Raw genomic sequence first — 25,173 nt, forward strand, 5'->3', positions numbered from 1 at the left:
CCTGTGTGACTACTACCTCGGGTTCGGGTCGTGAAACTGGTGACGTTACGGCACACTTTCATGCGTCCCGGAAATGGACATTTCGCGACACAATTGTGTTTTGTGTTCCGCTTGATCGGTGAGGGGGCGCGGTGGCGTCGATGCTCGGGCTGTCGGAGACACGGGGCCGCTGCTCGCCCTCGCGGCAGAACGCGCTCGCGGTCCCGCTCAAGGAGTACGGCGCTGTCCGCAGGATCATTTACGCGGCGAAGTACCTGCCGGATCCCGCCTACCGCCGCAAGATCGCCTGGCGCCGGCCCGAGCAGCAGAACGAGCAGGCGTGGTGCCTGACCGTCGTGACGAACGCGGTCGTGTGCCGGCACACCGAGTACATGGGCTTGGCCGTCGGCGTCCACCTCGCGGCGGTCAACTACTACGCCTCGATCACCGTCGACTACTGCCGGCGCAGGCACGCGCCGGCACAGCGGAGGTTTGGTCTGTGACCACTCTCCGGCGCTGAGATGCCGGGCCGACCGGCACCGGCACCGGCGTCACGCCGCGCCAGCCGGACCGGTGGCGTGGTCCGCTGCGAGGCGCGGGCTGGGGACGGTGGGCAGGGCGAGGCCGAGCCGGTTGCTCGAACAGCGGTCTGGAGGTGCCGCCCCCCTCAGAGGGTGCTGTCAGGAATCCAGGAGCCGTGGATCATGGCCGGGACGCGGCGGGGGAGATGGACGGTGGCGACCGGTGGCAGGGACAGGTCGGAGGCGTCGAGGACGAGGAGGCGGGAGCTGTCGGAGTTGAGGTCGCTGACGACGGTCAGGAGATACCCGGCGTCCTCGCCCGCCTGTGGGCCGCCTGTTGCCGGGGCGGCGAAGACGGCCTCGCTGGGAAGACGACCGGTGCCGAACGGCTTGATCTGGCGGGCGCCGGTGGTGCGGTCGTACTTGACCAGGGCGTGCGTGCCGTCGCCGAGGTCGTCGGGGAAGGAGAGTGCGTACTGGTAGCGGTGCTCGCGGCCGGTGAACGCGTCGTTGATGGTGGGGAATTCGACGGTGAGGTCGTCGGTGTGCTCCTGCGTGACCCGGCCGGTGGCGAGGTCCACGGTCCAGCGCGTGGCCCGCGAGCCGGAGGTGGGCTCGGCACCGCGGCCGGGGGCACCGACCCACCAGTTCCAGGAGCGCTGCCATCCCTCGTACCCGACGGCCGGGCCCTCGACGACGATGCGGCCGCCGGCGTCCTCGTAGGCGTTGGCCAAGTGCATGGCGTAGCCGGGCGCGATGTCGAACCAGCGCACGCGCCCGGCGCCGCCCTCGCCGCGCGGCAGGACGCCAATGCGGCCGGGCTGGTCATCGCTCCAGGCATACGGGATGCCGGAGTGCTCGGACGGGTCGAAGGTGACCGACCCTTCCACGAAGACGGCGTGGTGCTCGGTGAGGGCGAAGTCGTGCTTGAGCGCGGCACTCGCGCCCGGGACCTCCTGGCTGTGCAGCACGGTCCCGTCGGGTGAGGCGACGTGGTGGATGAGGAACGGAGGGAAAGGTGAGGAGGCGAAGAAGTGGAGTTCGCCGGTGACCGGGTCCTCCTTCGGGTGGGCGGTCATCGCGGAGGTCAGCTTGCCGCCGAAGTCGAAGGCACCGACCGTCTCCAGCTCCGCGGTCAGCTCGAAGGGCAGGGCGGCCTCGCACAGGGCGAGGAGACGGCCTGCGTGCTCGATGACGTGGGTGCCGGCGGTGCTGGCGGTCAGGTCGGGGCCGTGCTCGGTCAGGTAGGGGGCCCCGTCCAGGGCGGGCGTGTGGACCCAGCGGTTGCGGTACCACTCGGCGCGGCCGTCGCGCAGCCGGATGCCGTGAACCACCCCGCTGCCCTTGAACCAGTGTGTGGGGGTGATGCCCGGCTTGGGGTTGTGGCTGTTGCGGATCAGGCGGCCGGTCAGCTCCGGCGGCAGGGTGCCCTCCACGGTGAGGCTGGTGGCGGTGATCTCGTCGGCGACGGGAGTGTAATGGCCGGTGAGGTAGGGCTTGGCGGTCATGGCAGGTGATTTCCTTCGGCGAGTGGGGTCGAGGAAACGAGGAGTTCGAGGTGGGGCGGGGCAGTCAGGATGGGCGTTCCGCCCTGGTCTTGGACCTCTTCTCGAAGGTCCATGCGTGAATGCCGTCGATGCCGTGCGCGGGGTCGCCCCGGACGATGCGGCGCCAATTCCGCTCGGGCCGGGCCGCGACATGGGTGTGCAGGGCCCAGACGTGGGTGAGGGAGGCGTGGACGGTCGTGGGGAGTCGTACGACGGCCGGAGCGGACGCGTCGATGGGATGGGCGACCGGGGTCTCGGGGATCATCGGTGGACTCCTTCCGGGGCGTTGCCGTTGGAGGGACGGGTGGGAGCACCACTGGTGGTCGGGGTTGCGCGGCGGGACAGCAGCGGGGTGAGGGCGGCCGCCGTGGCGGCGATGGCGGCGGCCAGGAGAAAGGCCGCCCGGTAGCCGTGTGCCAGCGCTGCCGGGCCGCCGGCGGCACCGGTGAAGGCGGTGGCGAGGGTGCCGAGCAGGGCCAGGCCCACCGCGCCGCCGAGCTGGCGGGTGGTGTTCACCAGCCCGCCGGCCGCTCCGGCATCCGCCGGCCGCACACCGTTCACCGCCGCACCGGTGAGCTGGACGAAAGCGATGCCAGGCCGAGACCGATCAGTACGGTCGCACCACTCAGGCCCGCCAGAGTGGTGCCCGGTGCGCTGAGGAGGGCAAGCCACAGCAATCCGCCGGCCTGGGCCATCAGGCCGACAGCCAGGGTGCGGTGCGGGGCAAGGAGGCGGGCCAGGCGCGGAGCGAGTCCCGCACCGAGCATGTTCGCCGCCGCGAGCGGGAGTTGCGCCAGCCCGGCGGCCAACGGGCGCGCGCCGAGCACTTGCTGCTGGAGCAGCGGAAGGAAGAAGAACAGCCCGACCCAGACGGCACCGAGCAGGGCCATCAGGAGATTGGCCGGGGCGACCGGCCCTTGGGTGAGCAGCCTCGGCGGCAGCAGCGGTGCCGGATGGCGCCCTTCGATCCGCAGGAACATCAACAGCAGCAGTCCGGCCGCGAGCAGCGACCCGAGGACGGGCGGGTCGGCCCAGCCGTAGGTGCGTGCGGCGGTGAGCCCGTAGACAAGGGCGACGATCGCGGCCGTGACGGACAGCGCGCCGAAGACATCGACGTGCGAGCCGCCCACGTCGCCGCGCGGACCCCCAGCATCGGCAGGGACCAGACGGAATGTCGCGACGAGGGCCAGGGCTGCCCCGAGCGCGCAGACGTGGAAGATCCAGGGCCAGCCGAACGCCTCGGTCAGCAGCCCGCCGAGCAGTACCCCGGCCGCACCGCCGGCTCCGGAGACCGCCCCCCACACCCCCAGGGCACGGGCGCGGGCGCGGCCGGGCGGAAAGATCCGCACCACCAGGGCGAGCGCGGCAGGTGCCGCCGCGGCGGCACCGACCCCCTGGGCGGCACGGGCACCGATCAGCATCCAGGGAGCACCGGCCAGCCCGGCGGCCACCGAAGCAGCGGCGAACAGGCCAAGGCCGGCGATGAGGACCCGGCGGGCTCCGACCAGGTCGGCGACCCGGCCACCGAGGAGCAGCAGCGCCCCGAAGGCGAGCCCGTAGGCGTTGACAACCCACGCCATCCCGCTGTCCGACAGCGCCACACTGTCCCGCAGCTGCGGCAGCGCGACATTGACGACGGACGTACTCAGGACGACCACGAACTGCGCTCCGGCCAGGGCCGCCAGGGCGGCGCCCGGAGCGACCGATCCCGGACCGCTGCCCCTGACGGGTGGCCAACCCCGGCCTCGGGCACCCACGATGCGTCGCATGGCTCCCAACCTCCCATGTGTGTGGTTAACCACTCACTAATCAGTGCCGAAAAGGGGCGACCCGCAGCCGATCAGTGGACGCGGGCCGCCCGGCCCGGAATCCCGCCCCAGCGTGACGAACCGTATTCGCCGACCTCAGTAGTGCGTGATGCCGGCGGCGAGCGTGCGCGCCCAGGGCCCGTCCGCCGTTTCCGCGTCGAGTGAGACGAGGAGATGACAGAGCATCCCGACCGCGAAGAACTCCTGGACCTGCCGCTCGTCGCCGCCGGAGGCGCCGCGCACGTACTCCACGACACGGGCGTACCCGGCGCGAACCGCCTCCCGGATCACCGGCTCGGAGATCGCGGCCGCTTGAGCGTGCAGCTGGACCAGAAGCAGGTCGTTGTCGCTGATCAGCCCGGCGTACGCATCCCCCATGGAGTCCAGGACCAGCTCGGGCGAGCTGCCCTTCGCCTCGGCCGCGCCGCGCTCCAGCGCGGCACGGACCTGGACAAAGCAGTGCTCGACGACCGCCGCGAAGAGGGCTTCCTTGTTCGGGAACAGCCGATACACATACGCCTGGGAGATGCCGGCGGCCTTGGCGACCTCCGTGGTCGTGGTCCCGAAGTACCCCCGGGCCGCGAAGGCGCCGATCGCGGTGCGCAGCACCGTCTCGCGGCGCTCATCGGCGGTGGAGAGCTGGCGTTGCCGTTCCGTCTGCATGTGAGTAATAAACCACTCACAAATTGGGGCGTCAACCGCCATCGAACACGCAACTCGCTACATCCGCCTCCGATACCCGCCCCGCGGCCCCGTCCGGTGATGGAGCAGGGCGCGGAGAGGGCCCTGGAAGCTGGGCAGTCATGGCCACAGGGATGTGCAGCCGGCGGACTGGGGCTGAGGCACATCCTTCGAACCTCAATCGCTCTCCCTGCTCCGGTCTGCCGTTGCGTCATGGTTTTCAATGGGCCCACGGCGCGACCGCGCCGACTGCACCGGACGGTGAGGGAGACATCGATCATGGCGTGGAGCACCCGGGAGATGGCGGAGCTGGCCGGCACCAGTCTCAGGGCCGTACGGCATTACCACGCCATCGGCCTGCTCGAGGAGCCGGAGCGCCGCTCCAACGGGTACAAGCAGTACGGCGTCCAGCATCTCGTCCGGCTCCTCCGGATCAAGCGCCTCGCCGCTCTGGGGTTCTCTCTCTCCCAGATCGCGGACATGCGTGACGGCCCGGGTTCCGACCCGGACCCGCGTGATCTGCGGGCCCTCGACGAGGAGTTGGCCGCCACCATCGAACGTCTGCAACACGCCCGCGCCGAGGTCGGCGTCCTCATGCGCAGAACGGCCACGGCCGATCTCCCCCCCCGCCTCGCCTCCGTGGACGAGACAGCGGAGCTCCCTGACCCGGACCGCTCTTTCGTCACCGTCCTCGGTACGGTCCTCGGCCCCAGTGGGATGGACGCCTACGCGGACCTGCTCCATGAGGAACCGCAGCCGGTGGCACGCGAATTCGACGAGCTTCCCGCCGATGCGGACGACCAGGCACGCCAGAGTCTCGCTGAGCGTCTCGTGCCTCACGTCCAAGGTCTCCGGGTCAAGCATCCCGGGCTGAGCGACCTCGCCTCGGACGCTCCGCGCGGCCGGCAGCACACCGCTCGCACCATCGGCACAGCCATTGCTGATCTCTACAATCCGGCCCAGGTCGACGTGTTGCGGCGTCTCCACACACTTCTGTCCGATACGGGCGACCCAAGTTGACGGCCTCCGGAGAAGGTCAGTCCGCGCGGCAGAACGTGTCCTTCGCGGGCATCTCGCCCTCGACGAGGTAGCGCGTGGCGGTGTTCAGCGCGCAGGAGTTGTTGCCCAGGACGTACACGCCGTGCCCGCTGTCGTCGACGCTGACCAGCCGCGCCCGGTCACCGGACTTCTCGCGCAGCATCTTCCCGTCCCGATGCGGGGTCGACGCGTCCCGCCGGTTCTGCAGGAGCAGCACGTTGCGGGGGCCCTTGGCGTCGATCCTCACCGGCGGTTCGGCGGGGGTGTACGGCCAGAAGGCGCACGGTGTGATGTTGGCGGTGGCGGCGCCGTACAGCGGGTAGCGTTCGCGGTCCTCGGCGACGCCCCGCCGGTAGACGGTGACATCCTCGGGCCATGCGACGTCGTTGCAGGTGACGGAGAGGAACACGGTCAGGGCGTTGTCGTTCGGCGACAACCCCCCGTCCGCCGTTTCCTTGCGGACGGCCGACAGACCGCGCACCGCCGCCTCGTCGCCTTCGAGCATCGCCTGCCGTAGCTGTCGTGCCGACGGGCGGCCCACTTCGCGAAGTCCGGCAGGGTCTGTTCCATGCCGAGCGCGTAGCGGCGCAGGCCGTCGCGGTCGAGGTGGGTGTCTCCGATGTTGCTGTCGAGCACGATCCGGTCGGCGCGCTCGGGGAACATCGACGCGTAGGCGGCGCCGAGTGCCGTGCCGTAGGAATAGCCCAGGTAGCTGGTCTTCTCCTCGTCGAGCGCGGCCCGGATCCGGTCCAGGTCGCGGGCGGTGTTCGCCGTGGTGAGGTGGCGCAGCATGCCGTCGTCGTTGTCCGCGCACTGCTCGGCCGCCTGCTCGGCGACCTTCGCCTGTGCGGTGACCGCAGCGTCGTCGACCGCGTACGGCGGGATGTTGGAGTAGTAGGGGCTGCCCGTGGTGAAGCCGCAGCCGGCCGGTGTGGAATGACCGATCCCGCGGGTGTCCATGCCGATCAGGTCGTAGCGATCGGTGACGCCGCTGGGCAGGCCCTGGGCCACCAGCAGCGCGGACAGCGCCAGCCCGGACCCGCCGGGGCCGCCCGGGTTGAGCATGAGGACGCCGCGCCGCTTGTCCGGGTCGGCGGCGGCGAGCCGGGAGACGGTGAGGCCGATCTGCTCGCCCTCCGGGTCGGCGTAGTCCAGCGGGACGGGCACGGTGGCACACTGCAGCTCGGTCGGAGCGGCTTCGGCCACGACGTCGTCAGGGCACTGACCCCACTTCACCCGCGGCGTCCCGGGCTCCTCCGCGGCGGCGGGCACCGCGGTCAGCGAGCCGCCAAGGCCGAGGACCGCCAGGAGGGCCAGGCTCTGGCCGACACTGTCTCGTCGTTTCATGTCAAGTCTCCGCATGCCGGTTCGGGGTCGTGGTCGCGCCCATCCCACTCCGTGCCCTTGGGGCAGGGTCAACAAGGGCCGGCGTGGAACCGGCCGGGGTTGACCGTGCCCCAAGGGCACGGTTTTGAATGGCTGCCGGGGGACGATGCCGGAGAAAGGGCTTCTGGTGGCGTGGAGTACGCGTCAGCTGGCGGAACTCGCGGGCACGACGGCCAAAACCGTCCGGCACTACCACGAGATCGGCCTGCTGGACGAGCCGGAACGGGCGTCCAACGGCTACAAGCGGTACGGCATCAGCCATCTGGTCCGGCTGCTGCGCATCCGCAGACTGACCGATCTCGGTGTGGCCCTCGCGGACGTCCCCTCGGTCGAGAGCGGTGACGAGGCGGCACGGCAGATCCTCAGGGACCTGGACGCCGAACTCGCGGCGGACATCGAACGCCGGCAGCGGATGCGGCGGGAACTGGCGGCCGTCATGGAGAACCGGGCCGCGCTCGACATGCCCCCGGACTTCAGGACGCTCGCCGACAACCTGCCCGAGACCCAGCGGTCCCTGCTGCTGGCCTACTCCAGCATCCTCACACCCGCGGCGATGGCAGCTATCCGAGAGCAGCTCTCGGCACCTCGCGGGGACCTCGAAGCGGAATTCGCGGCGCTCGACGAGGACGCCCCCGACGAAGTACGGCAGCGGCTGGCGGAGCGGTTGGCGCCCGATGTCCGCCAACAGCACAGGGACCCCCCGGCCTGGCCGACCTGGGCTCCTCCTCGCGCCGGGAAACGGCGGTCGCCGAGTCGGTCGTCACGCACGCCCTGGTCGAGTTCTACAACCGCGCCCACCTCGACGTGCTGCAACGCGTCCACGCGATCCTCTTCGAGGACGACACCACGGAGAGTGAAAGCAATGACGCGCGGGGATGAGCCGGCGTGCCGGGGCCCTCGCCCTACCCGAGCTGACGGCCGCCGGACCGTGCGGACTGGACGGGGCCCCGCGAGAGTGCTGTTCCCGGCCGTGCCGGAGTGCTGCCGGTGCCGTCCGGGGCGCCGAGTCGCTGGGCTACGTACTCCTGCACGTCGTCCCGTAGTTCGTCGGGGTCCCATCTGCTCCGCGACAGCAGGTGCCGCAGCCCGTACGGACCGTTGTCCTACTCCACCGGGCTCGCCGCGCTGCACGACGGGTGGTGCCAGTTCCAGACGCCCCACTTGCTGCCGCCGCAGTCCGGCCACGAGTACGACAGCGGTCCGGTCCCGGATCAGTAGCCGTAGATCATCTTGTAGGCGACCTCGGGGAGGAACTGTCCGGCCGAGGAACCGCTTCCGGCGCCGCAGTTGCCGTCGGACTCACCCGGGACCTTGATCCACAGGAGCATCTCGGCGCCTCCGCCCAGCTGGGTGGGGGTGCCGATTCGGCGGCCTGAGGGATTGCACCACTGGCCGTTGGAACCATTGCCGTTGCGGCTGGTGTCCACGACGAAGGGTTTGGTGTAGCCGTACCGGGCCTTGAGTTCACTGTTCACGGCGTTGCCGTACGCGGTGTTCTCGGCCGTGGTCAGGTAGTTGGAGACGTTGAGCGAGAAGCCGTGGGCCTGTCGGAGGCCGGCTTCGTGGAGGCGACGGGCCATGGTCGCCGCGCTCGTCCAGGCCGGGTTGCCGGCGTCGAGGTAGACCCAGGTGTTGGGAGCCTGGCGGTTGAACTCTGCGAGAGCGCCGGTGAGCATGCCCTCGCGTTCGTCGATCTGGGCCTGGGTCATGCAGTCGTAGTCCCCGAGGGAGTCCGGTTCGAGGACGACCAGTGCCGGGCGGTTGGCGATCCCGCCCGCGAACTGGGCGATCCAGTCGGCGTAGGCGGACGGCGAGGAGGCTCCGCCCGCGGAGTGCCCGCCGCAGTAGTCGCGGTTGTAGATGTTGTAGGCGACGAGGATGGGCAGTTTGTCCCGGGCGTCCGCGGCGCCCACGTATGCGCCGGTGGCGGTGCCGATGGTGCCGCTCCAGGAGCCGAACCAGCGGGCCGTCGGGGTGCCCGCGATGGAGGCGTTGATCGCGGGCGCCCGGCCGTCACCGGGGTTGGCGGTGACCCACCGCTTCGCGCTGGAGTCGGGGTCCACATAGAACCCGCTGGTCATGGTCGTCGGGTCGGCTGCGTGGGCGGGCGGTGCGGCGGCGAGCGCGAGCGGCAGCCAGGAGAGCGCTGCCACCAGGGTGAGGAGTCTGCGGCGCATGACGGTACCTCGGCTTTCAGACAGGGATGCGGCAGCAGCCTCGAGAGCCGTGCCGGGGGCGGGAGCGGCGGCGGCCCCGGAGGCCGCGGTCAACGGGAGGAAGGAACCGGCGGCCAGGCCGGTGGCGGCGACCAGGACCCGGCGGCGGTCCATGGACTGCTGAGCGCGTGACATATCCATGTGGAGTTCTCCTTGTGCTGCCCGGAGGGGTGCGGTGAACCTGCATGGTGTGCGTCGAGGGGAACGGGCGATCCGTGGCCGCGGCCCGGTGCCGCGCAGTCGCGAGGTGGTGGAGGCCTGCGGGCTGCCGCCGCTCACCCGGAACACGGCCACGCCCTGCGCGGGTACGCTCGCCGAGATCTGCCCGGAGGTGCTCGACGTGCCGCCGGCCCACAGGCCGCTGAGGGTGAACGACCCGCCGGAGCGTGAACCGCGCGGCCTGCTCGTCACGGGTGCCGCTGGAGGAACACCAGTCGTACTCGTAGCCGCCGTCCCGCATGCCCGAGGACACCGTCGCGTCGGCGGCCTGGCGGACCTGAGCCTCGGTGATCCCACACCCGAAGCCGTTCCAGCTGTTCCAGCTGTTCCAGTCCAACGGTGGGGTGAGTGCCGGCTGCCGGGGCGCGGCCGAGGCCGTGGAGTGATTGGAGGCCGTCAGGGACGCGGCGACCGGCAACGCGGACACAGCGAGGAAGCGGAGCAGGCGTCTGCCTGACCGTCTGGACATCGGGGCTCCTGCACCGGAAGGGAACGCCATGAGGTGGGCACTGCGCAGCACGGATGCGGGGCCCGGCAGAACGGCAGCCGGGCCCCGGCCGGCTTCAGCCCGCCGCGCTGTTCAGCGCCGCGAGGACCGCGCCGTATGCCTCCTTCTTCTGATAGTTGCCGTTGAAGAGCAGCGGGGTTTCCCGGGCGCGCCAGGAGTACTTGTCGGTGACGCCCCACACGGTGATGCCGTTGCACCGGGCGACGGCCAGGCACGCCTGGGCGACCTGCCGGTACACGTTGGCCTGTGCCGCGCCGGAGCCGCCGACGTCGAGCTCGGTGATCTGTACGTGCACGCCGAGGTCGGCGAAGCGCTGGAGATTCTGGCGGTAGGTGCTGAGGTTCTCGTTCTGGGAGAGGTGGCTCTGGAAGCCGACGCAGTCGATCGGGACGCCGCGGGCGCGGAAGTCCTTGACCATGCGGTAGATGCCATCGCTCTTGGCGTTGATGGCGTCGGTGCCGTAGTCGTTGTAGCAGAGCTTGGCCTTGGGATCGGCCGTCTTCGCGGTGCGGAAGGCGTCCTCGATCCAGCCGTCACCGAGCTGCTTCTGGAGGTTGGATTGGCGTCGGCTGCCGTCCCACTCGAACGCCTCGTTCACCACGTCCCACGAGTCGATCTTGCCCGCGTAGTGGCCGGCGACCTTGGAGATGTGGTTGCGCATCGCCTGGCGCAGGTTGTCGCCGGTCAGTCCCTGGACCCAGCCGGGCTGCTGGGCGTGCCAGACCAGGGCGTGGCCGCGTATGTACTTGCCGCGCTGCTGTGCGTAGTTGACGAGTCGGTCGCCACCGCTGAAGTTGAACTGATTCCGGTTGGGCTCGGTGGCATCCCACTTCATCGCGTTCTCAGCGACGACGCTGGAAAACTCCCGGTTGAGAGTGCCCTCGTAGTCCGCCTCACCGTAGTGCTCGGCGACCGCGGTGCCGAAGTACCGGCCGCTCTGGGCGGCCGCGGCGCCGAGGGTGCCGGCGGCCTGAACGGTGGATGATGCGGAGGGAGCGGCCGGAGCGGTCGGCGAGAACGCCAGGACACCCGCTGCGGCCAGGACGCCGCTCGCCGCGACGGTGCTGGCGGACCGGGTGCGTCGTGAGGTGGTGCGGGTGTGCCTTCCGGGGGAACTGCTGGTCATTGAGTGTCTCTCTCTGGTGGGGGGGGGGGCGGGTGGCGGTGTGGGGCCTGAACGCGTACGGCCTGGGCCGTCAGACCAGGGCGGCTTCCCAGCGGGTGCCCTCACCGGTGGCGTCGGCGGGGAGGCGGTCGCGGGCGGCGGTGTCGTCGTACAGACGCCAGCGGAACCAGTCCACGAGGGTGTTCTGGGTCCGGCCGAAGGTGGGGAACCCCGGATTCAGGTACGCGGCGTGGTCCGCGCCGACGTGGGTGAGGAACGCCTTGGGCGCGGGCAGTTCCTCGTACGCCCGCCGGGCCAGGGCGTAGTCGCAGGTCGGGTCCTTGTCACCGTGGATGAACAGCACGCCGGCCCGTACTGAGGCGGCGGGGGTGCCCATGTCCACGCAGGCGACCGGTACGGCGGCGACGATCCGCTCGTCGGGCCAGGCGGTCACCAGGCCGTGAATGGTCATGCCGCCCATCGAGTGCCCGGAGACGCCGACGCCGGCCGCGGTGTCGATGTGCCCGGCGAAGGGGCCGCTCCCGTTCAGGGCCAGGGTCCGGGTGATGACCTCGGAGACGTCCCTCGACCACTCGCCTCCGTAGACGGAACCGAGGTTGGTGTTGTCGGAGATCGAGGGGGCGGGGCAGATGAAACCGGCGGAGGCTATCGCGTGGGTCTGCGAGGCGTAGGAGTCGGAGTTGCCGCCCATGCCGTGGTTCCACTCGGCGACGGGGAACACACCGTCGGCGACGGGGGCGTTGGGAACGGGGGCTCCGCCGGGGGCGCCGGGGGTGGGGTAGAAGACCTTGGTGAACAGCGAGCGGGCGCCGCGGCTCCAGTTGAACTGGCGCACTCCGACGGCGAACTCCTTGCCGGGAGCCGAGAGTTCGGCGCCGGAGGCGGGGTGCAGTGCGGAGCCGAGCAGGGGGGAGCTCAGGCCCGCTGCCGCGGCCGCGGTCAGGCCGAGGAAGGTACGTCGACTCAACGACATGTGCGACTCCTTGCATGTGGGGGGAGGGGGGCTCAGTAGGTGGAGTCGGTCCGGGTGGCCAGGCCGAGGCGGTAGGGCAACTGCGAGCACTCGCTGCCGGATTGGGGGTCCCGGCCTTGGTAGAGGAGCTTGAGCTTGCAGGGGTCGATGGTCATGGTCTGGCCGTTGGTGGAGCGGACCAGCTCGCCGTGGCTGATGTCCTTCGTCCAAGCGGAGCTTTGGTCGACATATCGAACGGCAGCCGGATCGTCGGACGTAGGAATAATGGGTCGCTTGACGGAGCCCGGTCAATGCCGCGCGCGTAATACTTTCGGCCTTTTCCCGGAAGTCTTTCGGAACTTTCAACACCCTTGGTGAGCCCGCGACTTAGGGGGCTTCGGTGCGTGCCGCGGCCCGGCCGCCCTCGCGCCCCCGGAGCGGAAGGGCACCGGGGGCGCGTCGTGCCGTACGTGCGTCAGGCCTTGCGGGTTACGGGGCGGTGCCCCACAGGAGTTGGCCGCCGGAGTAGACGCCGATCTTCGGTGCGTCCGTGTATGCACTGGCGGTGCCGTGGCTGTAGTCGTCGGCCTCGTTGAGGTTCGACCAGTCGGCTCGGTGCAGCCGCAGTTGGATGTCGCCGGTCGAGGCGCCTGCGGCGAGTGTGCCGCCGGTGACGTTGACCTTGAGGTAGCGGTTGGCTCCGGCCGTGGTGCCGTTCGTGGACACCGAGTGGGTGAGGTTCGAGCAGCCGATCTGTGCCCAGTCGCACCAGGTGGTGTACGAGGAGGCCGAGTCGTCGAACCAGTAGCGGATCTCGACGTCCTTCAGACTCTGCGTACTGCTGCCGGTGTTGACCAACTTCAGGTTCATCCCGATGGCGTTGTCCGTGACGCTCGTATCGCTCGTCTTGTACTGCACCTTCAGATTGCCGGTGCCCGGCCCACCCCCCGAAGTCGTCGTGCCGGTGACCTGCGCCGACTGGGCCGAGGCGTTCCCGGCGGCGTCCCGCGCCCGCACCTTGTACTGGTAGGTGGTCGAGGCGGTCAGAGAGCTGTCGGTGTACGTCGTGCCGCCGGTGGAGCCGACGAGGGTCCCGTTGCGGTACACGTCGTACGACGCGACGCCCACGTTGTCCGTCGAGGCGGTCCAGGACAGTGACACCGACGACGAGGTGGCGCCCGTCGTCTTCAGTCCCGCCGGGACGCTCGGCGCCTCGGTGTCGGGGCCCGGGTCGCCGCCGCCGTTCAGCGGCGGGTAGGCGTTGGTCAGCAGCATCTGGAACTGTGCGGAGAACCAGCGGCCGGCCAGCGGGGAGTTGGCCATGGCGCCGGTCGGATTGTTGCCGTTGCGTGCGTTGCCCTCATAGGTCGGGTCGCACATCCGGTCGAAGCCCTTGCCCTCGTCGTTGTCGATGGGCTGGCTGTTGCCGTCCGACTCGCCCGGGGGCTTGGCCCACACGTACGCGTCTATGCCCGGTTCGGGCGCGGTCCGCGGGCGTTCGCCGACTCCGGCTCCCTGCTGGTTGCACCAGTTGCCGGTGTGGATGCGGCGGTCCACCCTCCCACCGTCGACGTAGGCGTCGACGGAGGTCTGCGGGCCGGGTCCTGTGGGTCGTGCGGTGCCGCCCCAGCCGTTGCGGGCGGTGTCGATGAGCATGCCGAGGCCGGGGTTGAAGCCGCCGCGGCTGACCAGGCGCTCGCGCAGCGCCTGGGCGAAGGACAGCTCGTCGACGTAGTAGTTCCAGTCGACCCACTTGGCCTGGCGCACGGTGGTGCCGTTCACCGAGTCGGTGACCTTGAAGTTCGGCTCCTTCAGCGCACCGTAGTTGGCGGTGTTGACGATGAAGCCGGCGACGTCGTCAACCGTCGCGCCCTCGGAGGTGGCGGCCTTCTTGAACTCGTCCACCGCCGGGTCGAAGTTGGTGTCCCAGCCGAGCCAGCCGTGGTGTCCCGCGTCGATGTAGTTGTAGACGTTGGGGATGTCGCCGAGCTTGTTCAGCGCGTAGCCGACGCCCTTCTGGTACGACCCCAGCTCCTTCACGTGTCGGCAGGCCTCCGTGGAGCCGGCCGAGCTGCCCGCGTTGGTGACCATGTTGGGCAGCGAGTCCGGCTCGATCAGCGCGGAGATCCGCAGTGCCGCGTACTTCGGGTCGGCGAGGATCTCCGCGATCGGGTCGATGTACTCGGACTTGTACCGGCCGAGCTCCTCCGCCTTCAGCTCGCCGTTGGAGGCGAGCGCGGCGCAGTCGCGGCCCGGCAGGTCGTAGATGACGACCTGGAAGAGCGTGGCGCCCTGCGTCAGCGCGGTGTCGAGGTGGGCGCGCAGGCCACGGCCGTTGGAGGTGCCGGTGATCGCGGCGATCCGGTCCATCCAGACGAAGCTGGGCTGGTCGGCGATGACGGAGCCGCCGGGCTCGGCCTTCGCCTTGGCGGACCAGTCGGGGTTGACGTACGGCTTGGCGCCCACGTACGGGTTGTCGACGCGGGCCGCCGCGGCCGCCGAGGCCGGTGCGGTGGGCAGCGCGACGCTGAGCGTGGCGCCCATGGCGAGCGCCGGCAGCAGCGCCGCGAGCCTCCTGAAGCGGCTCTTGCGTCTGAGGTGCATGGTGGTGTTCATCGTTGCTCGGTGTTCCTCTCGGATAAGGGTGTCCGGGGGGTTGATCAGGGCGCGGTGCCCCACAGGAGTTGGCCGCCGGAGTAGACGCCGATCTTTGGTGCGTCCGTGTATGCGCTGGCGGTGCCGTGGCTGTAGTCGTCGGCCTCGTTGAGGTTCGACCAGTCGGCTCGGTGCAGCCGTAGTTGGATGTCGCCGGTCGAGGCGCCCGCGGCGAGTGTGCCGCCGGTGACGTTGACCTTCAGGTAGCGGTTGGCCCCGGCCGTGGTGCCGTTCGTGGACACCGAGTGGGTGAGGTTCGAGCAGCCGATCTGTGCCCAGTCGCACCAGGTGGTGTACGAGGAGGCCGAGTCGTCGAACCAGTAGCGGATCTCGACGTCCTTCAGACTCTGCGTACTGCTGCCGGTGTTGACCACCTTCAGGTTCATCCCGATGGCGTTGTCCGTGACGCTCGTATCGCTCGTCTTGTACTGCACCTTCAGATTGCCGGTGCCGGTCCCGCCGCCGGGCTCAGTGGTGACGCTCACCGGACCGGTGGGCGGCGAGACATTCCCGGCCGCGTCCCGGGCGCGCACGGTGTAGTTGTACGCGGTGGACGCCGTCAGTCCGGTGTCGGTGTACGTCGTGCCGCCGGTGGAGCCGACGCGCGTGCCGCCGCGGTAGACGTCGTACGACGTGACGCCGACGTCGTCCGTGGCGGGGTCCCAGGCCAGCGAGGCGGACGACGAACTCGCCCCGGTGGACCGCAGGTTGCGGGGCGCGGTCGGCGGCGTGGTGTCCCCGTCGCCCGAGCCCTTGCCGACGTCGAACGAGAAGGAGTTCACGCCAAGTCCCTGGCCGCCCTGCCAGATCTCGAAGCCCGCCTCGGCGTCGATCAGGTAGTGCGCGGGGTTGATCTGTCCGCGCGCGGTGGCGTCGTCGACGAGGCGCTTCACGTCGAGGTCGGTCACCGCGGTGGCGCCGCCCTGCAACACGTACGAGATGACCTTCCACCCGGACGCGCCGGGACCGGTCCACACGTCCCACGTCCGGCCGTCCGCGGTGATCGTCGCCGTGCGGGAGCCGATGGGCTGGACGCCGCCGCGGTGGTTGATCCAGATCATCAACTCGGTGCCGTCCGGCTGGTCGTCGGTGGTGGGCGTGGAGTTGAACCACAGGTCGTACGCGGCGTTCCAGGCACCGGAGGCGACCTGCGTGGTGTCGAACGTCGACCGGGCGCTGCCCAGCTCGCTCACCCGGATCGGCAGGCCGCTGTTCGTCGTGCACGCGCCCCAGTGGCAGCCCTTGTAGCTGGACGGGTAGGTGGCGGGCGGCCCCGCCGTGGTGAGCGAGAAGTTCGCCTCGGTCAGCTTCCAGGCGCCGGTCGCGGTGTCCACGCTGACGCACTGGCGGGCCGAGGAGTTCCACTCGTTCTGCTGGTACGTGTACGCGCCGCCCTGCAGCTCGGTGGTGCCCCACTGGGTGCAGTCGGTGACCGGCGCGGCCGCCGCCGGGCCCGCCCCGGTGAACAGCGCGAGCCCGGCGAGCAGGATGCTCGCGGCGGTGGCGGCGAGGGCACCGCGCAGGTGTCGGCCCGTCATGGCGCCGTCCCCCAGACGAGCTCGCCGCCGACATGCGCGGTGATCTTGGAGGCGTCCGCGAACGACGTGTTGGTGCCGCGGCTGTAGTCGTCGGCCTCGTTGAAGTTCGACCAGTTGCTCTTGTGTATGCGCAGCTGTATCTCGCCGGAGTCGCCGCCCGCGGCGACGCTGCCCGCGCCGGCGCTGAAACCGACCTCCAGGTAGTGGTCCGCGCCGGTCTTCGGGCTGCTCATCGCGACCACCCGGTGGGTGATGTTGGCGGCGCCGAGCATCGCCCAGTCGCACCAGGTGCTGTACGTGGACGGGCCGCCGTCGCCGGTGAAGTAGTAGCGGACGGTCACTGTGGAGAGGCTGAGCGCGCCGCCGCCGGTGTTGCCGACCTTCAGGGACATACGGATGGCGTTGTCGGTGGCGTTGGAATCGGTGCTCTTGTACTGGACCTTGGCCCCGCCCGTACCGCCGCCCGCCTTGGTGGTGCCGGTGACCTCGGCGGACAGTGCGGAGGCGTTGCCCGCGGCGTCGCGGGCGGCGACCCGGTACTGGTACGCGGTGGAGGCGGAGAGCCCGGTGTCGGTGTAGGTGGTTGCGGTAGGGGTGCCGACCGGGGTTCCGTCGCGGTAGACGTCGTACGCTGCGACGCCGGTGTCGTCGGTGGACGCCGTCCAGCTCAGCGACACGCTGGTGCCGGTCGTCGCCGTCACCCTCAGGCCGGTCGGGACGGTCGGCGCGGTGGTGTCACCGCCGCCGGGGCCGCCCTCGTCGCCGAGGAGCTCGGCGTACGAGGCGAAGGAGAGCGCCAGCGCCGCCTGCGCCCAGAAGCGGTGGTACGTGAAGACCGGCGGGGCGCCGCCGTCGAGGTACGTCTGCACCTTCGACCAGCCCGGCTCCTGCTTGAGCCACGGCCGCATCCCGATGAAGGTCGTGCCGGAGCCCAGCTTCACGCCCTGCGGGGAGGTGCCGGACCAGCCCGCCGGGAAGTACACCGGGTCGTCGAAGCGGTCGTAGTCGCGGCGGGTCTCGGGGACGGCGATGCCCTTGGCGTCGGCGTGCTCGGCCATGGCGTCGAGCAGGGACTTGGCGAGTCCGGCGGCGTCGGCGTTCTCGGACTTCGCGGCGTAATAGATCAGCGTCATGGACAGCGCCGCGCCCACGCCGACGTCGTCGCCGTAGTCGACGACCGCTACGTGCAGGCCGGTGTTGGCACCGGGGTTCGTGGCGCTCCAGGTGTCGGGGGCGCCGGTCCAGCGCAGGGTGGCGGGGAAGCGGTAGCTGCCGTCGGCGCCGACGGTGGTCTCCTCGGAGGCCCAGGCCACCCACTTGTCGAGGACTGCCTTGGCGGTCGCGTTGTTGGTGACGTAGTAGTACTGGGCGACGCGCTCCATGCACCAGACCTGGAAGCCGAACCAGTTGTTGCTCGGCGGGTCGTGGTAGACGGGCTGCCAGTCGTACGCCATGCCGTAGAACGTCGGTGTGCCGACCGGCGGGGTGCCGTACTGGCCGTCCCAGCTGTTGGAGCAGCCGCCGGCGAGCCCGCCCTCGGAGGACTGCAGCCAGCGCAGGAACTCCATCTGCCGGGTGAGGGACTTCTGCCAATCGCCCTTCGCTGTCGGTGACTTGGGGGTGAGGGCGGGGATGGTGGACAGCGCCCAGGCGGCGAAGGGGTTCTGGTAGCCCTGGTGGGCGATGCCGTCGCCGATGCGCCAGGCCCAGCCGCCGCCGGTGCCCGCGGAGCCGCCCCAGGCGTAGTACCAGGACAGCAGGTAGTGCTGGGCATCGCGGCCGGAGGCGGGCTGGCAGCCGGTCGGGCTGGTGCAGTCGCCGATTTTCTTGAAGTACTTGTCGAACATTGAGTAGCGCAGGTAGTCGCCCATCTTCGCGGCCTTGGCCACGGAGGCGGAGACCTGGCTCGCCTTGCCCTGCGCCGTCGCCCACGTCAGCGCCCAGTACGCGGCCTGCACGGCGCGCGCGTCGGCGTCGGGGGCGTTGGTGTACTTCCACTGCTTCGCGTACGAGGAGTCCTTGACGAAGAGGTCGAGGTAGCCGTTGGGGCCGCCGTACTTGAAGAGGTCGGTGCTGGGCTGCGGGATGGTCTCCCAGACCGACTCCTGCGCGCCGCGCTGGTAGCTGTTGATGAAGGACGCCATCTTGCCGGGGCCGAGCTCGTCGCCGGTGCCGGGCTTGTTGCCGAAGCCGTAGACGTTGTCGAGGTCCATCAGCCAGTGCATGCCGTAGACGTCCATCGTCCCGTACGCGGAGGCGAGTTCGGCGGCGATGGGGTCGGAGCCGACGGCGACGGAGGAGTTCAGCTCGGACGGGTAGCTGGTGACCTGCGGGTGCTCGGGCGCGTAGGTGGCGGGCTTGGAGGGGGTGTACGAGTCGTTGGTGGACTGGTCGATGTGCGGCGGGATGATCGAGGCCTCGGCGACCTCCCAGGACTTGTTGAACGGGGCCCAGTCGCCGGTGACCCGGCCGTACGCCGCCTCCAGCCAGATCCAGAAGCTGAACGCCTCGGAGGTCGTCTGGTGGCCGTGGTCGGGAGCCTCGACGATCAGGGTCTCGGCGCAGTGGTAGGGGATACCGTCCGGGCTGAAGTAGCCGCTGGCCGGGTTTTTGATCTTGCTGTACTGGGTGAGGAAGGCCTCCGTGTAGGGGCCGTCGGCGGCGGCCGCTTGTGCGGCGGACCCGGCAGGGGCCTCGGCAGGCCGGGCGAACGCCTGCCCGGCGCCGAGGGCGACGAGCGCGCCGCCGGTCACGCCGACGAAGGAACGCCGGGAGAGTAACGCGGATCTTTCGGATCTTTCGGGCACTTCGGGGTGTGCGGACACAGGTCCTCCAGGAGGGGGTCCGGGTGGGAGTGGTGGTGGTGCCGCCGGAACGGTCCGGGCGGGCGGGGCCGGCCGCCCGGACCGCGGTTCAGGGGATGGTGCCGTAGACCGTCCGGCCGTCGAGGTGGACGGTGATCTTCGGCGCATCCGCGAAGGACGTGTTCGTACCGCGGCTGTAGTCGTCGGCCTCGCTGAAGTTCGACCAGTCGCTCTTGTTGAACCGCAGTTGTGCCTCGCCGCTCGAGGCCCCCGGGGTGAGGCTGCCCGCCGTGGCGGCGAAGCCCACCTCCAGGTAGTGGTCGGCGCCGTCCTTCGGCCCGCTCATCGCGACGACCCGGTGCGTGAGCTTCCCGCAGCCGAGCACTGCCCAGTCGCACCAAGTGCTGTACGTCGTGGCGCCGGACCCGCTGCTGAAGTAGTAGCGGACGGTCACCTTGGAGAGCTCGACGGCCGAGTCACCGGTGTTGACCAGCTGCAGCCCGGGCTTGATCGAGTTGTCGCCGGCGGACTGGTCGTTGTTCTTGTACTGCACCTTCAGGGCGCCGTCGCCCGTGCCCGCCGGCTGCGTCGTCGCGCTCACCGGAGCGGACTGCGCCGAGGCGTTCCCGGCGGCGTCGCGGGCCCGCACCGTGTAGGCGTACGCGGTGGAGGCGGCGAGCCCGCTGTCGGTGAAGGACGTACCGGAGGCCGTCCCCACCTTCGTGCCGCCGCGGTGGACGTCGTACCCCGTGACGCCCGTGTCGTCGGTGGCGGCGTCCCACGTCAGGGAGACGGAGGCCGAGGTGGTGCCGGTCACCCGCAGCCCCGACGGCACGCTCGGGGCCCGGGTGTCGACCGCGCCGGTGTCGCCGAGGGCCTTGCGGATCGCGTCCATGACGACGGGCTTGGGCTGCAGGTTCCCGTCCCACGGGAGGGCCGAGCCCTCGCCGTCGAAGACGCCGGGGATCCAGGAGTACTTGTCGGTATAGTCCCAGACCGTGATCCCGACGCACCGGGTGACGGCCAGGCAGGCCTCGGTGACCCGGCGGTAGTAGTCGGCCTGGGTGGCCTCCTTCGCCGTGTCCTTCGGCAACTGCATCCGCACGTCGAGCTCGGTGATGGCCACGTCGAGGCCGAGGTCGGCGAAGCGCTTGATGTTCTGCTGCATCTGGTTCGGGAATCCGTACTGGATCGCCAGATGCGCCTGCAGCCCGACACCGTCGAGCGGCACGCCTGCCGCCTTCAGGTCGCGGGCGAGGGCGTAGAGGGCGTCGCTCTTCGCGCCGAGCCCCTCGACGTTGTAGTCGTTGATGTACAGCTTGGCGTCGGGGTCGGCGGCCCGGGCGGCGCGCAGGGCGTGGGCGACGAAATCCTTGCCCATGGCGTTGTGGAACGGCGAGTCGCGGAAGCTGCCGTCCTCGTTGAAGGGCTCGTTGACGACGTCCCAGGCGGACACCTTGCCGCGGTAGTGGCCGGCGACCTCGGCGATGTGGTTCTCCATGGCGGGGCGCACCTGCGAGGCGGGCAGCTGCCCCACCCAGCCGGGCAACTGGCTGTGCCACACCAGGGTGTGGCCGCGGACGCTCTGGCCGTGCGCCTGGGCGAAGTCCACGATCCGGTCGCCGCCCGAGAAGCTGAACTGCCCCTGGGTGCGCTCGGTGCTGTCCCATTTCATGGAGTTTCCGGGGGTGATCTGCCCGAACTGGGAGCCCAGGATCTGGGTGTACGGGGCGTCGGACAGTTCCCCGTTGTCGGTCGCCGAGCCGAAGTACCTGCCCTTGGCGTCGGCGAGCTGATGCAGCGTCGGCGGCTCGGCCGCGGACGCCGGCGACGGTGTGAGCCCGATCGAGGCCGCCGCGAGGGCGAGGGTGGCGATCAGGGCGGCGATGCTCCGAGACGCCCGTCTTCGGGCGGGGGGTATGGGCGCCGGCGTCATGCTGGTTCCTCTCTCCGAATGCGGGAGGGGGATGCTCGAATGTCACCGAACGCCCTGCGACAGGGTTCAACCGGTCACGGCGCTCGGCCTCCTACCCGCGACTCTGGTGGGAGATAGTGCAAGACTTGAAGGTGTGGGAGCGCTCCCAAAGTGCTGTAGCGGGGTGCACCTGTCAAGGAGTTGGGTCGAAACTTGCGGAGCAACTGAAGAAAACGACGACAGCTCGGGCTGCGCCTGCCCTCCGCAGACAGGAACCACCACAACCGCAATCCGGACGACAACCGGAAGGTGATCCGCCCTGACGGCTGGGCGGCATCAGGGCCCGTTACGCCGATGTCGTCTGCGCCTCCGGGGGTTCAAAGACAGGCTCTCAGGCCTCCACGGCCGGCCGCCGCTCCGTGCCGCTGTCGCCGCGCAGCCGTCGGCGCAGCGCCGCGAGCCTCGGGTAGCGCTCGCTGTGCTCCGCCGAGCGGCGGTCCAGCTCCTGCAAGAGGCGCTCGGTGCGCTTGTCGAGGTCCAGCTCGTCCAGGATCCGGTCGACCTCGGCGAGCAGCGCGCCGTGCAGCTGCCACTGCCTGGGGTGCTCCTGCACGTCTTCCAGCAGCATGTCGGCGACCCGGTCACGGGTGACCCGGCTCGCGGCCAAGGCGGCGGTCAGCCCCTCCTCGGCCTGCTCCGCGTTGGCGGCGACCTGGGTGGTGATCAGCCGGGCGAAGCTCTCGATGGCGTTGGCCAACTGCTCGAACAGTTCCTGCAGGCCGGCCGACACGTCCGGCGGGAACAGTGCCTCCTCCGTACGGAACTTCGCCAGGTCGGTGAGGCTCCGGGTCAGCACCCGCAGTACCACCGCACAGATTTCCAGGGTGTCAAGACCCGTCCGCAGCACCACTCGGGACAGCAGCCCCTCCCGGACACGCGGGTTCATTCGCAGGCTCTCCTCCGCCTGCCGCAGCGAGGCGTCGACCTCCACGATGTCGTGGTCGAGCCGCCGCGCCTCGTGCAGCCGGGCGGCCGCGTGCGGGAAGGGCAGGTGACCCTTGGCGATCTCCGCGCCCATGGTGCGGAACATGTGGCCCATTCCGCGCGCCAGCCCGTCGATGGACGTCCCGGCCGACTGGGTCCACACCGGGGGAGCGAACAGCAGGTTGAACAGCAGTCCCACACCGGCGCCGATCAGTGTCTCCAGCACCCGGTGCCAGGCCGCGGACGTGGCCTGGGAAACGCCCAGGACCAGCATCGCGCTGATCGCCACCTCGGGCACGAACTCGTTCACTCGCACGAAACGGCCGATGATCAGCGAGGTGAAGATCGTCAGGCCCAGGCTCCACCAGGTCAGTCCGACCAGGGTGGTGAAGCCGATGGCGATGAGGACACCCACGACGACGGAGTTCACGCGCCGGATACCGGTGGTGAGGGTCGCGTACAGGGTGACCTGGACGACCAGGAGTGCGGTCAGTGGGGCTGTCAGGGGAGCGGGTTGCGCGGGCAGGACCATCAGGGCGACGACGAAGGAGATGACGGCGGCGGCCGTGGAGCGCAGCGTCTGCACGGCGACGGGCTCGGTGGTCCGCCGCACCAGTTTGATCACGGGGGCTGATACGTCCGGCATCTCCTTCACGTGCCCGATCATGAGCCTCTCACCACACTCCAGCCCCAGGAACCCCTCTGACGCCGCTCGGACGAGTGTTGGTGAGCGGGCACCTGCACCGGTGAGGGTGAGGGTGAGGGTGAGGGTGAGGGTGCGGGTGAGGGGGCGGCGGTGCGGCGCCGCCGCGCGCGGTGGCGACGGCGCCGACGTGCGTCAGTCAGCTACGACTCAGTTGTACGTGATGTCCGATGCCGAGAAGCGGCACGTGGTGCCGTCGGGGCCGCTGCCCAGCTGGGTGGGCTCCTTGCCGGTGTTGTTGCCCTTGAAGCGCACGCAGGTCTTCATCTTCTTCTTCGTGTCGCCGTGGATGCGGATCTTCGACAGTGTCGCGGTGTCGCCGAAGTTCTGGTTGACGCCGACGATCGACTTGCCCGGCGCGGTCACGTCGATGTCGCTCAGCACGATCGTGCGCTTGTGCTGCGTCTTGCAGTTGCCGCACGAGCGGACGAGCTTGCCGAAGTCCTCGACCTGGAAGCCGGTCACGGTGAGCTTGCCGGCCCCGTTGAACTGGAGGACCTTGTCGTCGGCCTTCTTCGCCCCGCCGCCGATGACGTTGTACGTCGCCGACGCCGACTTGCCCTTGAAGGTGGCGGCGTCCTCGCCGACGTCCAGCCACCACACGTTCTGCAGCGTGCAGCTGCCCTTGCAGTGGACGCCGTCGGCGGCAGGCGTGCCGATGATGACGTTCTTCAGGACGGCGCCGTCGGCCAGCTCGAAAATGGGGGACTGGCCCTCGTCCTGGCCGCTGCCGCCCAGGGCGCCGGTGCCGTAGAACTTCTTCATCCCGCCGTCGTACTCACCGGAGACGGGGATGGTCTTCGACACCGGCTTGCTGCCGGTATCCGTGGGCCAGGATGAGGCGGCCCCGGCGGGGGACAGCATCGTCGTGGTGACGATCGCCGCACCGGTCAGCCCGAGGGCGGCGGCTCCGCCGATCACCGCCCGGCGCTTGGTGAGCCGGCGACGGTGGCGGACGCGCTGTTCAGTTCGTGCAGTCATGCCTGTTCCTTGCGTGGGGAAGGTCTTGCGCCTTCTGGTCGCCACGGGTGGGGAAAAGGTTGCCGCTATTTTGCAATCAGTCGTCGTGCCGGGCGAAGTCGCCCGACACGGTGAGCTGTCCGCTCCGCGTCCGGGCGGTGACCGCGTAGCGGTCATCCCGGGCGTCCCGGCCACCACGGGCGTGGTTGTACTGCCCGGCGAACACCCACTGGCCGGCCGGGACCGTGCGCCCCTGCTTGAGCACCCACCTGTGGACGAGGTAGCCGTCCTTCTCGGCGATCGTCAGTGTGAAGTCGGACTCGGGCAGCGACCGCCAGGCACCGGTGGAGGCGACCCCGCCGGTCCGGGCGATCCGCAACTCGACGGTCAGCGCGGTCAGTTCCTCACGCGTCTTGAGCGTGACATTGCTCTGCGCCCAGAAGTCGTTGCTGTGCGGGTCCACGGAGCCGTCCGACCACAGCGGCCCGGCCTGTTCACCGGCGGCGGGTGCGCCGGTATCGGGCGTACGGGACGGGGAGGCGTTCGGCTCGCGGGGCTCGCGGGAGGTGCTCGGCGTGGGGTCCGCGGGCGCCGGATGCGCGGGTGCCGGGGTCACCGGCGAGGGCACCCGGCGTGTCGCGTCCGTCGACGGGGCGGGGGTAGAGGTGGGGGTCGGCGAGACCGCGACCGGCTGCTGCGGAGGCTCGCCGTGCACTACGGCCGCCATGCCGTAACCGCCGACGGCGAAGATCCCCGCGACCGCCGCGGTGACGCCCACCGCGCGCACCCAGCCGAACCGGAGCGGACGGGCCGCCCGGGAACGGGGCAGGTCCTCCTGCGCCATGCCGCGTTCGAGCCGTGCCAGGATCCGCGCGCGGTCGGGCCGGTGCGCCTCGGCCGCCTCGTGCAGCTGGGTGCGCAGCTCGTCGTGCACGTCCCGCCGCATGGTCATCGGTCCTTTCCGATGGCAGTCCCGGTACGCGCCATCGCCGAGTGCACCTTACGCGGAGCGTTCCGCGTGCCGAGCAGCCGCTGCAGTTCGGCCATCCCCTTCGACGTCTGGCTCTTCACCGTACCGACCGACACGCCAAGGGCCAGCGCGGTGTCCTTCTCGGACAGGTCGAACGCATGGCGCAGTACGACACATGCCCGCTTCCGGAACGGCAGCCTGCGCAGCGCCCCTTGCACGTCGACCACCCCGGCCACGTCCGGATTCTCTGTCTTCTCCTCCCGCTGCGCCCAGAACAGCGCGACACGCCGCCGCTCGCGCACCGCGATGCGTATCCGTGTCCGGGCCATATTGGCGACCACGCCTCGCGCGTACGCCACCGGGTGCTCGCTCGCCCGCACTCGGTCCCAGCGGTGCCACAGCGCGAGCAGCGCGTCCGCGGCCAGGTCGTCGGCGGCATCCGCCTCGCCGGTCAACAGGTGCGCGAGCCGCGCCAATTCGGCGTAGTGCCGTTCGAAGAAGGCGTGGAACTCCACGGAGGCGGTGTCGTCGACGACTGAGCCCACGGGCGATGTCTCCTCGCAGCGACCTAGGGGTCCCGGAATCCGGCACCTGTGTGTGTCATGTGTGCGGCTTATGAATGTCCGGATGAGATGCGCAAGAGTAGCAGTAAGCAACCGCTTG

Annotated in this window: 22 protein-coding genes; 3 read left to right on the forward strand and 19 right to left on the reverse strand. The window is 70.2% G+C overall.

Annotated elements, in window-relative coordinates; translation table 11 throughout:
* Nucleotides 1-131 precede the first annotated feature (131 nt).
* On the forward strand, nucleotides 132-482 hold the full coding sequence (locus ACI2L3_RS12290; protein WP_404752267.1) for a hypothetical protein: 351 nt from the start codon (nucleotides 132-134) through the stop codon (nucleotides 480-482).
* A gap of 164 nt (nucleotides 483-646) precedes the next feature.
* Here the strand turns inward: ACI2L3_RS12290 and ACI2L3_RS12295 are convergent, their stop codons facing one another.
* From ACI2L3_RS12295 to ACI2L3_RS12315, 5 genes are all read right to left on the reverse strand, one after another.
* A complete protein-coding gene (locus ACI2L3_RS12295) occupies nucleotides 647-2,008 on the reverse strand; it encodes a carotenoid oxygenase family protein (RefSeq protein ID WP_404752268.1) in 1,362 nt (453 codons plus the stop codon).
* Between the two features lie 64 nt (nucleotides 2,009-2,072).
* A complete protein-coding gene (locus ACI2L3_RS12300; RefSeq protein ID WP_404752269.1) occupies nucleotides 2,073-2,312 on the reverse strand; it encodes a hypothetical protein in 240 nt (79 codons plus the stop codon).
* Entirely contained in the window at nucleotides 2,309-2,563 is a 255-nt protein-coding gene (locus ACI2L3_RS12305) for a hypothetical protein (RefSeq protein ID WP_404752270.1), read from the reverse strand. The genes ACI2L3_RS12300 and ACI2L3_RS12305 overlap by 4 nt, the downstream gene beginning before the upstream one ends.
* A 41-nt stretch (nucleotides 2,564-2,604) precedes the next feature.
* Nucleotides 2,605-3,816: an MFS transporter gene (locus ACI2L3_RS12310; protein WP_404752271.1), complete on the reverse strand. Its 1,212-nt coding sequence runs from the start codon at nucleotides 3,814-3,816 to the stop codon at nucleotides 2,605-2,607.
* Nucleotides 3,817-3,951: 135 nt separating this feature from the next.
* On the reverse strand, nucleotides 3,952-4,518 hold the full coding sequence (locus ACI2L3_RS12315; protein WP_404752272.1) for a TetR/AcrR family transcriptional regulator: 567 nt from the start codon (nucleotides 4,516-4,518) through the stop codon (nucleotides 3,952-3,954).
* Between the two features lie 297 nt (nucleotides 4,519-4,815).
* Between ACI2L3_RS12315 and ACI2L3_RS12320 the strand changes: the two genes are divergently transcribed.
* Entirely contained in the window at nucleotides 4,816-5,556 is a 741-nt protein-coding gene (locus ACI2L3_RS12320) for a MerR family transcriptional regulator (RefSeq protein WP_404752273.1), read from the forward strand.
* A gap of 16 nt (nucleotides 5,557-5,572) precedes the next feature.
* Here the strand turns inward: ACI2L3_RS12320 and ACI2L3_RS12325 are convergent, their stop codons facing one another.
* A complete protein-coding gene (locus ACI2L3_RS12325) occupies nucleotides 5,573-6,010 on the reverse strand; it encodes an alpha/beta hydrolase (protein ID WP_404752274.1) in 438 nt (145 codons plus the stop codon).
* Nucleotides 5,986-6,921 carry an alpha/beta fold hydrolase gene (locus ACI2L3_RS12330; RefSeq protein WP_404752275.1) on the reverse strand — a complete coding sequence of 312 codons (936 nt, stop codon included), beginning with the start codon at nucleotides 6,919-6,921 and terminating at the stop codon, nucleotides 5,986-5,988. Before ACI2L3_RS12330 ends, ACI2L3_RS12325 begins: the two co-directional genes overlap by 25 nt.
* Before the next feature lie 145 nt (nucleotides 6,922-7,066).
* Here ACI2L3_RS12330 and ACI2L3_RS12335 point away from each other — a divergent pair, with 145 nt between their 5' ends.
* Entirely contained in the window at nucleotides 7,067-8,275 is a 1,209-nt protein-coding gene (locus ACI2L3_RS12335) for a MerR family transcriptional regulator (protein ID WP_404752276.1), read from the forward strand.
* Here ACI2L3_RS12335 and ACI2L3_RS12340 read toward each other — a convergent pair.
* The 12 genes from ACI2L3_RS12340 to ACI2L3_RS12395 form a co-directional block, all read right to left on the reverse strand.
* Complete coding sequence (locus ACI2L3_RS12340; RefSeq protein ID WP_404752512.1) at nucleotides 8,172-9,137, reverse strand: glycoside hydrolase family 6 protein; 966 nt, start codon at nucleotides 9,135-9,137, stop codon at nucleotides 8,172-8,174. The two genes, ACI2L3_RS12335 and ACI2L3_RS12340, sit on opposite strands and share 104 nt — an antisense overlap.
* Nucleotides 9,138-9,958: 821 nt before the next feature.
* Nucleotides 9,959-11,029, reverse strand: coding sequence for an endo-1,4-beta-xylanase (locus ACI2L3_RS12345; RefSeq protein ID WP_404752277.1), 1,071 nt, complete (start codon nucleotides 11,027-11,029; stop codon nucleotides 9,959-9,961).
* Between the two features lie 70 nt (nucleotides 11,030-11,099).
* A complete protein-coding gene (locus ACI2L3_RS12350) occupies nucleotides 11,100-12,002 on the reverse strand; it encodes an alpha/beta hydrolase family protein (RefSeq protein ID WP_404752278.1) in 903 nt (300 codons plus the stop codon).
* 32 nt (nucleotides 12,003-12,034) lie between these two features.
* A complete protein-coding gene (locus ACI2L3_RS12355) occupies nucleotides 12,035-12,268 on the reverse strand; it encodes a non-reducing end alpha-L-arabinofuranosidase family hydrolase (protein WP_404752513.1) in 234 nt (77 codons plus the stop codon).
* A gap of 202 nt (nucleotides 12,269-12,470) precedes the next feature.
* Nucleotides 12,471-14,525 (reverse strand): glycoside hydrolase family 6 protein, encoded by a 2,055-nt coding sequence (locus tag ACI2L3_RS12360; RefSeq protein WP_404752514.1) that lies wholly within the window; start codon nucleotides 14,523-14,525, stop codon nucleotides 12,471-12,473.
* 116 nt (nucleotides 14,526-14,641) lie between these two features.
* Nucleotides 14,642-16,174, reverse strand: coding sequence for a cellulose binding domain-containing protein (locus ACI2L3_RS12365; protein ID WP_404752279.1), 1,533 nt, complete (start codon nucleotides 16,172-16,174; stop codon nucleotides 14,642-14,644).
* Nucleotides 16,171-18,927 carry a glycoside hydrolase family 48 protein gene (locus tag ACI2L3_RS12370; protein ID WP_404752280.1) on the reverse strand — a complete coding sequence of 919 codons (2,757 nt, stop codon included), beginning with the start codon at nucleotides 18,925-18,927 and terminating at the stop codon, nucleotides 16,171-16,173. Before ACI2L3_RS12370 ends, ACI2L3_RS12365 begins: the two co-directional genes overlap by 4 nt.
* A gap of 160 nt (nucleotides 18,928-19,087) precedes the next feature.
* Complete coding sequence (locus ACI2L3_RS12375; RefSeq protein WP_404752281.1) at nucleotides 19,088-20,914, reverse strand: endo-1,4-beta-xylanase; 1,827 nt, start codon at nucleotides 20,912-20,914, stop codon at nucleotides 19,088-19,090.
* Between the two features lie 370 nt (nucleotides 20,915-21,284).
* Nucleotides 21,285-22,523 carry an aromatic acid exporter family protein gene (locus tag ACI2L3_RS12380; protein ID WP_404752515.1) on the reverse strand — a complete coding sequence of 413 codons (1,239 nt, stop codon included), beginning with the start codon at nucleotides 22,521-22,523 and terminating at the stop codon, nucleotides 21,285-21,287.
* 207 nt (nucleotides 22,524-22,730) lie between these two features.
* Nucleotides 22,731-23,561 carry a pectate lyase gene (locus ACI2L3_RS12385; protein WP_404752282.1) on the reverse strand — a complete coding sequence of 277 codons (831 nt, stop codon included), beginning with the start codon at nucleotides 23,559-23,561 and terminating at the stop codon, nucleotides 22,731-22,733.
* A gap of 76 nt (nucleotides 23,562-23,637) precedes the next feature.
* A complete protein-coding gene (locus ACI2L3_RS12390) occupies nucleotides 23,638-24,492 on the reverse strand; it encodes a hypothetical protein (RefSeq protein WP_404752283.1) in 855 nt (284 codons plus the stop codon).
* Entirely contained in the window at nucleotides 24,489-25,055 is a 567-nt protein-coding gene (locus ACI2L3_RS12395; protein WP_404752284.1) for a SigE family RNA polymerase sigma factor, read from the reverse strand. The genes ACI2L3_RS12390 and ACI2L3_RS12395 overlap by 4 nt, the downstream gene beginning before the upstream one ends.
* Between the last annotated feature and the right edge of the window lie 118 nt (nucleotides 25,056-25,173).

This window comes from Streptomyces sp. NPDC029674, from assembly GCF_044903205.1.
Classification (GTDB): domain Bacteria; phylum Actinomycetota; class Actinomycetes; order Streptomycetales; family Streptomycetaceae; genus Streptomyces.

What these genes read in the sequence shown, in the direction of transcription:
- ACI2L3_RS12295 (WP_404752268.1), bottom strand. Translation starts at nt 2,008, where the DNA reads ATGACCGCCAAGCCCTACCTCACCGGCCATTACACTCCCGTCGCCGAC.
- ACI2L3_RS12300 (WP_404752269.1), bottom strand. Translation starts at nt 2,312, where the DNA reads ATGATCCCCGAGACCCCGGTCGCCCATCCCATCGACGCGTCCGCTCCG.
- ACI2L3_RS12310 (WP_404752271.1), bottom strand. Translation starts at nt 3,816, where the DNA reads ATGCGACGCATCGTGGGTGCCCGAGGCCGGGGTTGGCCACCCGTCAGG.
- ACI2L3_RS12315 (WP_404752272.1), bottom strand. Translation starts at nt 4,518, where the DNA reads ATGCAGACGGAACGGCAACGCCAGCTCTCCACCGCCGATGAGCGCCGC.
- ACI2L3_RS12320 (WP_404752273.1), top strand. Translation starts at nt 4,816, where the DNA reads ATGGCGTGGAGCACCCGGGAGATGGCGGAGCTGGCCGGCACCAGTCTC.
- ACI2L3_RS12330 (WP_404752275.1), bottom strand. Translation starts at nt 6,921, where the DNA reads ATGAAACGACGAGACAGTGTCGGCCAGAGCCTGGCCCTCCTGGCGGTC.
- ACI2L3_RS12335 (WP_404752276.1), top strand. Translation starts at nt 7,067, where the DNA reads ATGCCGGAGAAAGGGCTTCTGGTGGCGTGGAGTACGCGTCAGCTGGCG.
- ACI2L3_RS12340 (WP_404752512.1), bottom strand. Translation starts at nt 9,137, where the DNA reads ATGCGCCGCAGACTCCTCACCCTGGTGGCAGCGCTCTCCTGGCTGCCG.
- ACI2L3_RS12345 (WP_404752277.1), bottom strand. Translation starts at nt 11,029, where the DNA reads ATGACCAGCAGTTCCCCCGGAAGGCACACCCGCACCACCTCACGACGC.
- ACI2L3_RS12350 (WP_404752278.1), bottom strand. Translation starts at nt 12,002, where the DNA reads ATGTCGTTGAGTCGACGTACCTTCCTCGGCCTGACCGCGGCCGCGGCA.
- ACI2L3_RS12360 (WP_404752514.1), bottom strand. Translation starts at nt 14,525, where the DNA reads ATGGGCGCCACGCTCAGCGTCGCGCTGCCCACCGCACCGGCCTCGGCG.
- ACI2L3_RS12365 (WP_404752279.1), bottom strand. Translation starts at nt 16,174, where the DNA reads ATGACGGGCCGACACCTGCGCGGTGCCCTCGCCGCCACCGCCGCGAGC.
- ACI2L3_RS12375 (WP_404752281.1), bottom strand. Translation starts at nt 20,914, where the DNA reads ATGACGCCGGCGCCCATACCCCCCGCCCGAAGACGGGCGTCTCGGAGC.
- ACI2L3_RS12380 (WP_404752515.1), bottom strand. Translation starts at nt 22,523, where the DNA reads ATGCCGGACGTATCAGCCCCCGTGATCAAACTGGTGCGGCGGACCACC.
- ACI2L3_RS12385 (WP_404752282.1), bottom strand. Translation starts at nt 23,561, where the DNA reads ATGACTGCACGAACTGAACAGCGCGTCCGCCACCGTCGCCGGCTCACC.
- ACI2L3_RS12390 (WP_404752283.1), bottom strand. Translation starts at nt 24,492, where the DNA reads ATGACCATGCGGCGGGACGTGCACGACGAGCTGCGCACCCAGCTGCAC.